Here is a 12403-nt window from a genome sequence, read left to right on the forward strand (position 1 = left end):
TATCTTTGAAAGAAGTAAAAAGGCATTCTAAATGTATCAAGAAAAAAACGACCGCCAATTATTAGATTTAGTTTCAATTCACAAAAAGCTAACCTATCGGGCTCAACTTAATTTAAAAGACGAAATAAGTAAGCGCAATTTAAATTACGATTTAAGTGAACTTAATGAATCTTTAAATAGCAAAAAGTCTAAAATCAATAACCTAGATTATCTCAAAAATATGGGTTTTGAGTTACATGATAATGGCGATTCAGTTGAAGTTAAAAGAACTTCAAACGCAGTGTGGATGGATATAGTTGCTATTGTTGTTGGTTTGTTGTTTATTATAATCAGTATAAATGGTATCGTAACTTTATTTGGTTCCCTGTACAGCGATCAGTCCTTTAGTATTTTTACTATTTTGTGGTGTATCGCCCAAGCATCATTAGGTATACTAGGTTTTCAATTCTTGAGCGGAATCAATAGATTAATTGATCATTCTGGCTTTCAATTATTGGGACTTGACCAAATGATTACCTTAAGGAAGCGACTTGACTTGAAAAAAATAGAAATTCAAAAAGAACCTTCCTCCATACACATTTCAAACTCAGAAAAAAAAGTAACATTACAAATGGAAGAAGTAGATATAATCTCTACTTACAGTGATAATTATATTCATAAAATGACTCTTAAGAAATTGAAAGAGAAGTTGCATGAGGTTTCTTAAATACAATCTATGAATATTGAAGAAGTTTATAGAAAAGCTAATCAAATTGATTTGAAGAATAATGCCTTTACTGTAAATGAACATCTTTATCATTCTGGATTGATGCAAACTTTTGAAAAGGCCTTAGTTAAAAATAAGCCGCTAGCATTTGAAATTTTGATAGCCTTGAAAGTTGATTCAAAATCGATAGAACGGATAGTTTTTTCTAAATAAACATGTTGTTTGTTGCTCTAAAACTAAATATAAAGTCCGCCATCAGCTTCAAAGAAAGTCAAGAAAAACACCTCACATATCAAGGCTTAGCATTTTCTCTTCCTTAAAACTTGCATCACATCCACCACTCCTGAATTTATCCCAGCTATCGCTGCAAGAGCTAAATATATAAATACCGTCTTCGACAAGCTCAGACTGACATTTCTTTTTCAATTAAAAATTAAAAATTTCCAAAAGGTAGAATTAATTCTACCCTTCGGAAATCAAAATAAACATTTGAGAATCAGATTATTCTCCACATTCCTTTTTGGCATCGAGAGCTCCTTTTTTGCCCCAGCGAGGTTGAAAACCTTCTACGGTTTCTTTTTCAAATAATGCGATGGCTTTATCAATCTCACCGCAATATGGAGCGATATCTTTCCCAAAGAATTTTGCACTACCCATTAACCATCTTGCTCTGTTTGCTATGACTCTTGGGTTTTCTGGTGCGATTTGTATCGCTTTTTCATATAGTGCGGTAGTCGGACCAGATAATTTCATTCCGTAAACGCGGCTGTCATAAGTGATCCAGCAAGTATTTAACATGCCTTGCAATACCATTATTTCTGGATTGTTTTCTGATATTAACTCTGCATCATTAATAAATTCTTGAGCTTTGTTCATGTGTTGCAAGGTTTTTTCTTTAGGCAATTGTCCCCAGGAACTGTTCACGTTGCACAAGGCTGCATAATACGCTGGTAGCCAGTTTTCTTTTTCGGCTTTTGCAACACGTTCAAATTGTTGTGATGCGGCTTGTAAGTCAGTTTTCATTAGTTCTAGTCCTTTTTTCATGGCTTTTTCATAGCCCGATTGTGCCGTAAGACTTAGTGATAAAAGGAGTACAAAAGTGGTGATTATAGTTTTCATGAGTAAGCGTTTAATTGATTTATGATACAATGATAGTGGCGATCTCGCTTTCGCGAAAGCGGAACCAACCCAACTGTAAAAACCAGTGACTGAGTTGTAGATTTATAAATTATCCAACTGGTTATCGCTGCCGCCGATGGTCCAAAAGAAGCCCACGAAGAAAAAACGATCTGCCGCCTGACCTATCTCGCGACGGTTGAACTGCCCTTGAACATCTGCTGTGTTGCTATATTGATAACCGAAAACATTATCTCTACCCAATACATTTGAAACCGAGAAGTACAAGATCTTTTGCTGGTCGATCAGGTAAGCCCAATTGAAATCCAGGCTTTGAAAAGAACTTGTTCTATCGTTTAAAAAACCGGTCTCATTTGCATTGGTAAAAGGACGACCGCTAGAGTAATTGAAAGTAGCGCCTATTTGTGACTGCCAGTCTTCTATCCAATATTTAGTAACGAGGCTAAAATTATGGTCGGTAGCAAAATTAGGAGTCGCCTCCACAGGAAAATTACGAAACTGTCTTTTGGTATCCAGATAAGAATAACTCACCCAATAATCAAGGTTCTTAATCGAGGTCTCATCTCTCCAGAACAAATCCAGTCCAGCTGCATAACCGCTACCATCATTACCGAGGTCACTATCAAATTGAACACGTTGCGTGTCATAAGTAAGTAACTGATCGTACTTTTTATAATACGCCTCTGCTCGCAACATGCGATTGTTCTTTTTAAATAAGAAGTTGGCGATGTAATGTTGGGCGTTTTCAGGTTTTAGGTTTTCGTCGTATTGCTGTACGTTGTTTTGTGCACTTTGATAAAAATTACCATAAGCCAGAGAAAATTGAGATGCTGGATTGATACTTATAGCAGCACTTAATCGTGGTGATACTCTAAATTGATCGCTGGCTCCATAATAATCACCACGTATTCCAGCTTTAAATGCGAGATCTTTAGATGCAAAAACCTCAGCCTCTGTAAATGTTCCTGTGATACCGTGATTGATTCCTGTTTCAAAAGCTTCTGTTTCTAGCTGGATGTCTTCATTATAATTGATTACAAATTGCTCCACGCCCATGTTGAGTTTAAAGTAATTGTTATAACGTTTTTGAAGTTTAAGTTTTGCATGTAATGCGTTTTCTACCGCTTTAATTTTTGTGGTTGCCACGTTAACGTCGTTATTATCGTGAGCGAGACTTACACCAGTTTCTATTTTCCAGCTGTCAGATAAATAACCATTATAATTTAAATTACCGTAATAATTTCTATTTCTTAAACCAAAATAGAATCCTTCTTCTACATCAATATCTTCTTGAATGATCGCAAAATCACTATAAGAATAGGCGCTATAAGCTTTAAATAGTCCTTTATCAAACTCGCGTCTGTAAACTGCTTCTCCATTAATGCTTTGGAAAGGTTTTTCAAAACGATTGTTTTGTGGGATCAACTCATTGTATGGCGCTAGATTGATGTATTGTGCATTCACACTCAAGCTATTTTTACCCCAAATTTGGGTGTTACCGATGTTGCCACCTACGCTCATGATTCCTATATCCGTTTTTTCTTCTTTAGGAAAATCGGTAGTATTGAGAAGTAACACACTAGAAAGCGCATCGCCGTACTCGGCACTATAACCACCAGTAGAAAAGGTGATACCATCAAAAAGAAATGGAGAAAACCGACCTCGTGTAGGGATATTTCCTGTGGTAGGAGAAAATGGTCTGAAAACTCGGCTACCATCAATGAATATTTGAGTTTCATCTGCACTACCACCGCGTACAAAAAGGCGGCCATCGTCTGCATTATTAGAAGTTCCTGGAAGTGTTTGTAGCGCACCAACAAAATCGCCTACTGCTCCTGCTGTCGTTACAATATCAAGTGGTTTTAATACACTAGCTTTAGAACTATCTCCTGCACTAAAACTTCCCGCACTTAAGACAACAGTGTTTAATGCGTTCATGCTTTCGCGAAAGCGTAACTTCAATCCAACCATTTCATTAATAGGTGCTTCTAGCTTATAATCTTCATAACCTATATAACTTGCGATTAATTTACCGTTTGCCGTTTCTTCTGTAGTGAAGGAGAATTTTCCATCTATATCTGTAGTAGTACCATCATAAGTTCCTTCTAGATAAACATTCACGCCCATAACTGGCTCGTTTTGTTCATCATAAATTACTCCTGAGATAGTGGTTTGCGCAAAAGTGATGTAACTGAAGAAAAATGTAAGAAATGTAATAAGCGTTTTCATGTTGGTAGTTTTGATGGTACAAACATGCCACCATGTAAGGCTTTTAAAAATTAAGAACTACTGAGTTGTAGGATTTCTGGGATGGGTTGTAATAAGAAAGAGAACTTATTAGCAAATAGATACTAGGTTATGTTAATACTTTTTAAGATATTTATAGAATTAAAGACAATGATATGGCAACGGTTGAAAACATAAGAAAAGGATTGATCAATAAGATTCTTACCATTAATAATAAAGATTTTTTACAAGCGCTAGATCAACTCATAACTAGTAGTGAACCCATAAGTGAATCTATTTCTCTGACAAATGAACAAATTGAGATGTTAGAAATGAGCGAGCGAGACATAAAAGATGGAAAAATTATATCTCAAGAAGCGATGCATAAAAGAAATCTTGAATGGCTCAACGCAATGTAATCTGGACTAAAACAGCAGACCTGCAGTTTGTTGGAGTTCTTGAATATTGGGTGAATAGGAATAAATCTAATACTTATTCATTGAAGTTGTTGGAGCTAGTCAAGGATAGAACATCTCAAATTGCATTAACACCTTACATTTATAAATCGACTGATTTTAAAGATTATAGAGTTTCTATTTTAGGAAATTATAGCATTTATTATAAAATAACAGATTCTCAAATTACAATCACTGCTTTTTGGGATAATAGACAAGATCCTAAAAAACTTCTTCAAATACTTAAAAGAAATAATTTATAATAGCTAATGACTGACATCCTTATAGTCCTGAAGCAAATAAATGCAGTTTTTAGCCAGAGTTAACAAATACAGAATCTTAAGTCGGTTTTGAACCTCTTCAAATTCGAGTTCCATTTCAAGTTCAGTTTCGTAATCCTTATCTTAGCGGTAATAAATTAATCTCATGAAAAAAATCGCTTTGTTATTTACAGCTGCTATTTTATTAGTCAGTTGTAATTCTTCTAAAAATGTAGTCGCTACACAAAATGCTAGTTCAAGTAATTACTGGCAACAACATGTCAACTATGACATGGATGTAGATATGGACGTAGATCGTTATCAGTACACCGGTAAACAAACCTTAGTGTACACTAACAATTCTCCAGAAACGCTAGATCGTGTTTATTATCATTTGTTTTTTAATGCCTTCCAGCCAGGAAGTGAAATGGACGTGCGTTCTCGCACTATTGCAGATCCTGATAGACGTGTAGGTTCTCGTATTGCTGGCTTAGAACCAAATGAGATAGGTTACTTGCACGTGAGCAATATGACACAAGATGGAAAATCTGTTGTTACAAATGAAGAAGGAACTATTCTAGTTGTAAAACTGAATAAAGCTCTAGCGCCAGGTGAGTCTACTACTTTAGAACTAGATTTTAATGGTCAGGTTCCTAAACAAATAAGAAGAAGTGGACGTAATAACAGTGAAGGCGTTGCTCTTTCTATGACACAATGGTTTCCTAAAATGGCCGAGTTTGATAAATACGGTTGGAATACATCGCCTTATATAGCACGTGAGTTTCATGGTGTTTGGGGAGATTTTGATGTGAAGCTTACCATAGATAGAGAATACACCGTAGGTGGAACTGGTTACCTTCAAAATCCTAAAGAAATAGGTCATGGTTATGATAAGGCAAACTCAGGTCCTGCAAAAGGAGAAGATGGTAAGTTAACCTGGCATTTTAAAGCACCTCAAGTACATGATTTTGCATGGGGCGCAGACAAAGATTTTATACACGATATCTATAAAGGAGCAAATGGTGTTGATCTTCACTTTTTCTATAAAGACAATGACGCTATAAAAAAGAACTGGAAAGAATTACAACCAGTAACAAATGAGTTTTTAAAATTCTTTAATAAAAATGTAGGGGAATATCCATACAAACAATACTCTGTGATCCAAGGTGGTGATGGTGGTATGGAGTATGCGATGTGTACGTTAATAACTGGAGAACGTTCTTTTGGAAGTCTTGCTGGAGTTACAGCTCATGAATTTGCGCACACTTGGTTCAATCATGTACTTGCTACAAATGAATCAAAAGATGAATGGATGGACGAAGGTTTTACCACTTACATCTCTAATCTAGCAATGAACGAAGTTTTTAAACAAGGAAATGATAATCCTAATGGAAGGTCTTATCAAGGCTACATAGGTCTTGCAAAATCTGGTAAAGAGCAACCACAAACTACTCATGCAGATCGTTATGAATACAATGGAGCTTATGGAACCAGTGCCTATTCTAAAGGAGCTGTTTTTATGGCACAATTAGGTTATGTAGTAGGTGAAGAAGTACGTGATGATATCATCAAGGAATATTATAACACTTGGAAATTCAAACATCCAGATCCTAACGATTTTAAAAGAGTTGCAGAGCGTGTAAGTGGATTTGATCTAGAATGGTATTTAAGAGACTGGACCATGACTACAAACACTATTGATTATTCCATTGAAGATATGAGTAATGTAGACGGTAAAAACATCATTTCTCTCAAAAGAATAGGATTGATGCCTATGCCACTAGATGTAGAAGTTACCATGAACGATGGAAGTACAAAGATGTATTACATTCCCCTAGAAGAAATGAGAGGAGAAAAAGCAGTAGGAAGCAGTGTTACAACGCTTGATGATTGGGCTTGGGCATATCCTACATATGAACTAGTTCTAGACGGTATCAATATGGAAAATATTAAAAGCGTTACCATAGATCCTAATGAAATGATGGCCGATATCAATAAAGAAAACAACACCTGGCAATTGGAAGAGTAATTTTCAGTTTGCTGTTGCAATTATCAGTAGGCAGTAATTCTAATACTAGAGTTGCTGCCTATTTTTTTGTTGTTTTATCGCTTTCTCGAAAGCGGATAATTAAATCTGACTTCTCTCATTAAGAATTCATGATCGTTTTAAACTTCAACCTAAAACTGAATTTACCTGGTTACTCCAAGACTCACTGACTAATAAACTCAAAGACTATCTTTGCACCACAATGAAGCTCACTCTAGGAAGAAATAAAAAATTAAAAAGCAAAAAAGCTACCGATCTACTTTTCTCTGATGGAAAATCCATAAGAAAAGGACCTTTGCGCGTGGTTTATTTTGTAGAAGCATCTGGTGGCGACCATCAAATAGGAGTAAGCGTAGGAAAACGATTTTTTAAAAGTGCCGTAGATCGCAATAGAGTAAAAAGATTGATGCGTGAATCTTATAGACTGCATCAAGAACTACTTCCTATTTCTGAGGACAAGCATCTCAAAGCCATGTTCATTTATCAATCAGGGAAAATGCCAGACTATAACTACATCGAGCAGCTTACTAAGAAGTTATTGAAGGAGTTAGGTAAGAAGATAGATAATCTGGTTTAGTACATTGTCCTTCAACTTAAAAAACAATAAGTCTAGTTATATAATTGATGAGTTCAGAAGTCCCTATCATAATATTAGTAATTTCTATACCAGTATTTTTCATAATTAGAAGAATTCTCAAAAAGTATATAAATAATAATAGTAGAAGAACTTTAGTTTCTATGGTTGTAACCTTAATTACTGCACCATTAATTTATAGTGTTCTGATAATAGTTTTCTTTAGTATTTTATTTTACGAGCCACAACTTGATTTTAATAAAGAAAGGTGGATGAAAATTGAACAAGGAAGATATAAAATGCGAGATGACCTAGTAGATAGTAAAATTTTGAATGGGAAGACAAAAAAAGAAGTGATTGATTTAATTGGTAGATCTAGGAGTGCAGATTCTACCAATGTGTGGACTTATGATTTAGGAACTTCAGGAGCTGGTCTAGGATGGCAGTTTAATTATCTAGAAATAAAATTCGCAAATGATAAAGTAAATACGGTGAAAAAAATAGAAATTGTTGACTAGTAAATTGTAAATAAATTGGTTTTTAAATTAAAAGTCTAACAACATACCTCATACCCAAAACCTCATACCTAATATTCTGGCATCAAACTTGAAAGCAATGCATAATAAATACAAGCGTTATACTTCATATGGTGCTTACTAGTATTTATCCTATATTTAATGCATTCTATACCTAAGTAGTAAAAAAGAATATGAGCAAAAAGATCAATATAAAAAGACAAATCCTATTACCTATTGCGGCAGCTGGATTGCTTCTATCCACAGCTAGTTTTCAAAACGATTTCTTTGAGATCGCAAAACAGATTGAGATTTTTACAGAAATGTATAAACAGCTCAACATGAACTATGTAGACGACACTAACCCAGCAGACCTTATGGACAATGCTATAGAAGGAATGATGGAAGGTCTCGATCCTTATACGGTTTACTGGACAGAGCAAGAGGTAGAAAAATCAAAGATCAATAGACGTGGATCTTATACCGGTATAGGAGCAAATGTGCGCACTTTTGATAATAAAATTACCATTATCGAACCGTGGAAAGACTATCCAGCAGACAAAGCTGGACTAAAAGCTGGCGATGAAATCATAGAAATAGACGGTGTTAAAATAGCCGATTACAAAGAAAATGCCGGTGATCTACTACAAGGATCTGAAGGAACAGAGCTTACTTTAAAATATACACGTCAGGGAAAAACTAGCACTGCAACTCTCAAAAGAGAAGGTGTAGAAGTAAAAGCGGTACCTTTTTATGAAATGGCAACTCCAGATATAGGTTATCTAGTGCTTTCTAAGTTTAATGAAAAAGCATCACGAGAAACTAAAGCTGCCATCAAAGAACTTCAAGAAAAAGGCGCCAAAAAAGTGATTCTTGATCTAAGAGGTAATCCTGGTGGCCTCTTAAGTGAAGCCGTAAATGTTTCTAACTTGTTTATTCCTAAAGGCAAGCTTATTACCAGTACACAGTCTGTCGTAGCAAAATACAATAAAACCTATCTCACAAAACGTAGTGAAGAATTTGAAGGAATGCCAGTCGCAGTTTTAATTAACGGTCGTAGCGCAAGTGCGAGCGAGATTGTAAGTGGTAGTATTCAGGATTACGATCGTGGTGTTATTATAGGTGCGAGAAGTTTTGGAAAAGGGCTTGTACAACGTCCTAAACCACTTTCTTATGGGACACAAGTAAAGATCACTATCTCCAGATATTATACACCTAGTGGCCGCTGTATTCAGGCATTAGATTACTGGAATCGAGATGAAAATGGCGATGCTGTACGTACTAAAAAAGAAGATTATAAAGCTTTTAAAACCGTAAATAGCGGTCGTACCGTTTATGACGGTGGTGGCGTTGAGCCAGACATTTCTCTTGAAACTGCTGCTTACTCTCCTATTACTACGGCTCTTTTAAAGGAGAATTCCATCTTTGATTATGCGACAGATTACTATTATAAGCATCAATACAATTCTATAGATGAGATTCAATTTACCGATGCCGATTTTCAAGACTTTGTTTCATGGATAGAAAAACGTGGTTTTGAATTTGAGACAGTTACAGAGTCCGCTTTCGCGAAAGCGTACCAATCAGCCACCAACGAAGAATTAGATGATGATATTAAAACATCATACGACACTATGCTAGAAGCTATTAAGAAAGCAAAAAAGAAAGAAGTCATCGATAAAAAAGCCGAATTAAAAAGCCTGCTTACCGACGAAATTGTGAAAAGATACTTTTACAAAGAAGGTCTTTACAACTACCAGATCAAATACAATCCAGAAATAAGAACAGCCATAGAAGTCCTTAATGATGAGGGAAAATACAATCGCATTCTTAAATAATGAAGTTTAAAATTTACATAGTATCCATTTTTCTATTTCTAACGATAGTAAGCACCGCTCAGCTTACAGAAACACATTCAGTTTATTTTGACTTAGATAAAGACGGTTTTTCCTTCAGTGAAGGAAAGCAACTTAATTCCTTTTTTGATGACTTGTTATACAAACCCTTGCTAGATGTAAAAATATTGGGCTATTGTGATGATCGCGGTTCTTATGAATACAATTTAGACCTTTCTAATAGACGAGTAGAAACCGTTTCAGAGTGGCTTCAAAATCATAAAATAACAATTGAAAATATTTCAAAAACCATAGAAGGTCGCGGTGAAGTAGCTCTTGAAGATGGATCTGAAGAATTGAGCATTGATGATGAACGCGCTCAAAACCGTCGTGTAGATGTTGTTTTCTCCTTGAAAGAAAGCATCGCAAACCGTATTGAAATAAAAAAATTAAATAAAAACGACCTTACTGAAGCCGAAGCAAAAGAAATTAAAACCTACGAAAAGAAAGTAGTAGAAACAGTACTCAAAAAAGAAGAAAGCAATGACGCTATTCCTACTTCTAAAAAAATAGAAAATACTGTAGAAGAACTAAAAGTTAAAGTTGAAGAAGAAGAAGAATACCTAGACATACCTACAAAACTAGATCCACCAGTAGATAATACGCAAGAGCCTTTCAAATCACTTTTGAGTAAGAACCTCAAAAAAGGCCAAATCATTAGACTAGAAAACATTTTATTCTATAAAGGTAGATCTACCGTACTAGAAGAATCACAACCACTACTAGATCGTGTTGCAGAGATTCTTGTGGCTCGAGACGATATACATTTTGAAATTCACGGTCATGTATGCTGTATCAATCCTGTATATAAAGATGCCTATAATAGAGATACCAAAAAGTCAAATTTATCAGTTGATCGAGCTAAAGCCATTTTCCAAATTTTGAGAAAACGCGGCGTAAATTATAGCCGAATGAAATACAAAGGTTTTGGTCGTAAAAAACCACTCGGTGGTATTGATAAACTAGACCGTCGTGTAGAATTGTACATCACCAAAATTGATTCCAAATAATCTACTATTCCGCGCATAATAAAAACTATTTTTTATTGTAATTTTGCGATAGATATTATGGGAGTTACTAAATCAGAAAAATTTACCGATGCTCAAAATCAAGTAGCACGCATGGCAAAAGCCCTAGCGCATCCTGCTAGAATAGCTATTATTGAGTATTTATTTTCTATAGATTCTTGTGTGTGCGGCGATATTGTAAATGAAATAGGTCTCGCACAACCCACAATTTCCCAACATTTAAAAGAATTAAAAACAGTAGGACTTATTAAAGGCAGTGTCGAGGGCACAAGTGTTTGTTATTGTATCGATCATCAAAATTGGTTATTAATGAAGAACTTGCTTTCCCCTATATTAAACCTCGATGCTGCTACTTTAAATAAGTGCTGTTAAAAAAATTTACAAATATTAATCGTAATATTGCAATTAAATAAAAGAGATTATGAAACTATCGCAATTCACACAACTTCTTTCCACTCAAAAAGAAATCAGTTTTAAACTGCCATCAGGTGATCTTGTTCCAAGTCATTTTCACGTTACTGAAGTAGGAAAAGTGATCAAGCATTTTATCGATTGTGGTGGTAAAGAACGACTGGAAACAGTTATTAATTTCCAACTTTGGGAAGCAAACGACTACGATCACCGCTTACATCCAGAAAAATTAGTCCAGATTATCGAGTTGTCTAAAAATAAATTAGGACTTCCAGATGCAGAAATAGAAGTAGAATATCAAGCCGGTACGATAGGTAAATACGGTATCGATTTTAACGGTACTTCTTTTACACTCACAAATAAAATGACCGACTGTCTCGCACAAGACGCGTGCGGTATTCCGCAAGAAAAACCTAAATTGAAAATATCAGAAATCCCAGCTCAAAATTCTTGTGCTCCTGGCTCTGGTTGTTGTTAATAGACTGACTTATGTTTTTACCGATCAAAAATTTTCTAGATGGATTAGATGTAGATTCTATTCCGCTTTCGCGAAAGCGAGAACTAGACCAGCTCACTAATTATGTAAATGAAAGTCTCAACAAGCATCAAAAAGCTCAGTTGACTTTTATTTGTACGCACAACTCGAGACGCAGTCATTTATGCCAGATATGGGCGCAAATCGCTGCTCGATTTTATGAAATAACAGACATACATTGTTATTCTGGTGGTACTGAAACTACAGCGCTGTTTCCCAGAGTGGCAAAAACGCTTAAAAAACAAGGACTTGAAATCACAAAAAGTAATAAAAAAGAGAATCCAAAGTATTACATAGAATACAGCGAGGTGATGCCACCTATAAAAGCATTTTCTAAACTATTTGAACATGAGTCCAACCCTACATCTAACTTTGTTGCTGTAATGACATGTGATCACGCATCAGAAAATTGTCCCTTTATTCCAGGAGCAGAGAAAAGAGTAGGTATTACTTATCTAGACCCAAAAGTTAGCGATGGTACACCTGAGCAAAAAGCCATTTATGAAGAACGCAGCACACAAATTGCTACTGAAATGAAGTATGTTTTTTCTAATGTGAATTCAATCTAATTTCATTGAAAACAATTACACGTTTTTTAAAACCAATCGGTATTA

The 12403-nt window shown here is 35.3% G+C and carries 14 protein-coding genes; 12 read left to right on the forward strand and 2 right to left on the reverse strand.

Features of this window, described 5'->3' with window-relative positions:
• Window positions 1-31 precede the first annotated feature (31 nt).
• Both DDD_RS06520 and DDD_RS06525 read left to right on the forward strand, forming a co-directional pair.
• Window positions 32-706, forward strand: a complete 675-nt coding sequence (locus DDD_RS06520) for a hypothetical protein (RefSeq protein WP_015362004.1) — start codon at window positions 32-34, stop codon at window positions 704-706.
• A gap of 9 nt (window positions 707-715) precedes the next feature.
• The gene (locus DDD_RS06525; RefSeq protein WP_015362005.1) at window positions 716-919 is read left to right on the forward strand and encodes a hypothetical protein; all 204 of its coding nucleotides are present in this window, start codon (window positions 716-718) and stop codon (window positions 917-919) included.
• A 288-nt stretch (window positions 920-1207) separates the two neighbouring features.
• On the opposite strand, the gene DDD_RS06530 is transcribed toward DDD_RS06525, so the two are convergent.
• Both DDD_RS06530 and DDD_RS06535 read right to left on the reverse strand, forming a co-directional pair.
• On the reverse strand, window positions 1208-1825 hold the full coding sequence (locus tag DDD_RS06530) for a hypothetical protein (protein ID WP_015362007.1): 618 nt from the start codon (window positions 1823-1825) through the stop codon (window positions 1208-1210).
• 102 nt (window positions 1826-1927) lie between these two features.
• Complete coding sequence (locus tag DDD_RS06535; protein ID WP_015362008.1) at window positions 1928-4072, reverse strand: TonB-dependent receptor; 2145 nt, start codon at window positions 4070-4072, stop codon at window positions 1928-1930.
• Between the two features lie 173 nt (window positions 4073-4245).
• Between DDD_RS06535 and DDD_RS06540 the strand changes: the two genes are divergently transcribed.
• The 10 genes from DDD_RS06540 to DDD_RS06585 all read left to right on the forward strand — a co-directional run bounded on the left by DDD_RS06540 (window position 4246) and on the right by DDD_RS06585 (window position 12358).
• Window positions 4246-4488, forward strand: a complete 243-nt coding sequence (locus DDD_RS06540; RefSeq protein WP_015362009.1) for a hypothetical protein — start codon at window positions 4246-4248, stop codon at window positions 4486-4488.
• Window positions 4470-4787, forward strand: coding sequence for a type II toxin-antitoxin system RelE/ParE family toxin (locus tag DDD_RS06545; RefSeq protein WP_015362010.1), 318 nt, complete (start codon window positions 4470-4472; stop codon window positions 4785-4787). The genes DDD_RS06540 and DDD_RS06545 overlap by 19 nt, the downstream gene beginning before the upstream one ends.
• Before the next feature lie 163 nt (window positions 4788-4950).
• Window positions 4951-6813, forward strand: a complete 1863-nt coding sequence (locus tag DDD_RS06550; RefSeq protein WP_015362011.1) for a M1 family metallopeptidase — start codon at window positions 4951-4953, stop codon at window positions 6811-6813.
• Window positions 6814-7033: 220 nt separating this feature from the next.
• Window positions 7034-7408, forward strand: a complete 375-nt coding sequence (rnpA, locus tag DDD_RS06555) for a ribonuclease P protein component (protein ID WP_015362013.1) — start codon at window positions 7034-7036, stop codon at window positions 7406-7408.
• Window positions 7409-7455: 47 nt separating this feature from the next.
• Entirely contained in the window at window positions 7456-7923 is a 468-nt protein-coding gene (locus DDD_RS06560; protein ID WP_041566997.1) for a hypothetical protein, read from the forward strand.
• A 191-nt stretch (window positions 7924-8114) separates the two neighbouring features.
• Entirely contained in the window at window positions 8115-9758 is a 1644-nt protein-coding gene (locus DDD_RS06565; protein WP_015362015.1) for a S41 family peptidase, read from the forward strand.
• Complete coding sequence (locus DDD_RS06570; RefSeq protein WP_015362016.1) at window positions 9758-10825, forward strand: OmpA family protein; 1068 nt, start codon at window positions 9758-9760, stop codon at window positions 10823-10825. The genes DDD_RS06565 and DDD_RS06570 overlap by 1 nt, the downstream gene beginning before the upstream one ends.
• A 57-nt stretch (window positions 10826-10882) precedes the next feature.
• Window positions 10883-11215 carry an ArsR/SmtB family transcription factor gene (locus DDD_RS06575; protein ID WP_015362017.1) on the forward strand — a complete coding sequence of 111 codons (333 nt, stop codon included), beginning with the start codon at window positions 10883-10885 and terminating at the stop codon, window positions 11213-11215.
• Window positions 11216-11264: 49 nt separating this feature from the next.
• Entirely contained in the window at window positions 11265-11732 is a 468-nt protein-coding gene (locus tag DDD_RS06580) for a DUF6428 family protein (RefSeq protein ID WP_015362018.1), read from the forward strand.
• An 11-nt stretch (window positions 11733-11743) separates the two neighbouring features.
• On the forward strand, window positions 11744-12358 hold the full coding sequence (locus DDD_RS06585) for an arsenate-mycothiol transferase ArsC (protein ID WP_015362019.1): 615 nt from the start codon (window positions 11744-11746) through the stop codon (window positions 12356-12358).
• Window positions 12359-12403 lie beyond the last annotated feature (45 nt).

Source organism: Nonlabens dokdonensis DSW-6, assembly GCF_000332115.1.
GTDB classification, from domain to species: Bacteria; Bacteroidota; Bacteroidia; order Flavobacteriales; family Flavobacteriaceae; genus Nonlabens; species Nonlabens dokdonensis.

What these genes read in the sequence shown, in the direction of transcription:
- DDD_RS06520 (WP_015362004.1), top strand. Translation starts at nt 32, where the DNA reads ATGTATCAAGAAAAAAACGACCGCCAATTATTAGATTTAGTTTCAATT.
- DDD_RS06525 (WP_015362005.1), top strand. Translation starts at nt 716, where the DNA reads ATGAATATTGAAGAAGTTTATAGAAAAGCTAATCAAATTGATTTGAAG.
- DDD_RS06530 (WP_015362007.1), bottom strand. Translation starts at nt 1,825, where the DNA reads ATGAAAACTATAATCACCACTTTTGTACTCCTTTTATCACTAAGTCTT.
- DDD_RS06535 (WP_015362008.1), bottom strand. Translation starts at nt 4,072, where the DNA reads ATGAAAACGCTTATTACATTTCTTACATTTTTCTTCAGTTACATCACT.
- DDD_RS06540 (WP_015362009.1), top strand. Translation starts at nt 4,246, where the DNA reads ATGGCAACGGTTGAAAACATAAGAAAAGGATTGATCAATAAGATTCTT.
- DDD_RS06545 (WP_015362010.1), top strand. Translation starts at nt 4,470, where the DNA reads ATGGCTCAACGCAATGTAATCTGGACTAAAACAGCAGACCTGCAGTTT.
- DDD_RS06550 (WP_015362011.1), top strand. Translation starts at nt 4,951, where the DNA reads ATGAAAAAAATCGCTTTGTTATTTACAGCTGCTATTTTATTAGTCAGT.
- rnpA (WP_015362013.1), top strand. Translation starts at nt 7,034, where the DNA reads ATGAAGCTCACTCTAGGAAGAAATAAAAAATTAAAAAGCAAAAAAGCT.
- DDD_RS06560 (WP_041566997.1), top strand. Translation starts at nt 7,456, where the DNA reads ATGAGTTCAGAAGTCCCTATCATAATATTAGTAATTTCTATACCAGTA.
- DDD_RS06565 (WP_015362015.1), top strand. Translation starts at nt 8,115, where the DNA reads ATGAGCAAAAAGATCAATATAAAAAGACAAATCCTATTACCTATTGCG.
- DDD_RS06570 (WP_015362016.1), top strand. Translation starts at nt 9,758, where the DNA reads ATGAAGTTTAAAATTTACATAGTATCCATTTTTCTATTTCTAACGATA.
- DDD_RS06575 (WP_015362017.1), top strand. Translation starts at nt 10,883, where the DNA reads ATGGGAGTTACTAAATCAGAAAAATTTACCGATGCTCAAAATCAAGTA.
- DDD_RS06580 (WP_015362018.1), top strand. Translation starts at nt 11,265, where the DNA reads ATGAAACTATCGCAATTCACACAACTTCTTTCCACTCAAAAAGAAATC.
- DDD_RS06585 (WP_015362019.1), top strand. Translation starts at nt 11,744, where the DNA reads ATGTTTTTACCGATCAAAAATTTTCTAGATGGATTAGATGTAGATTCT.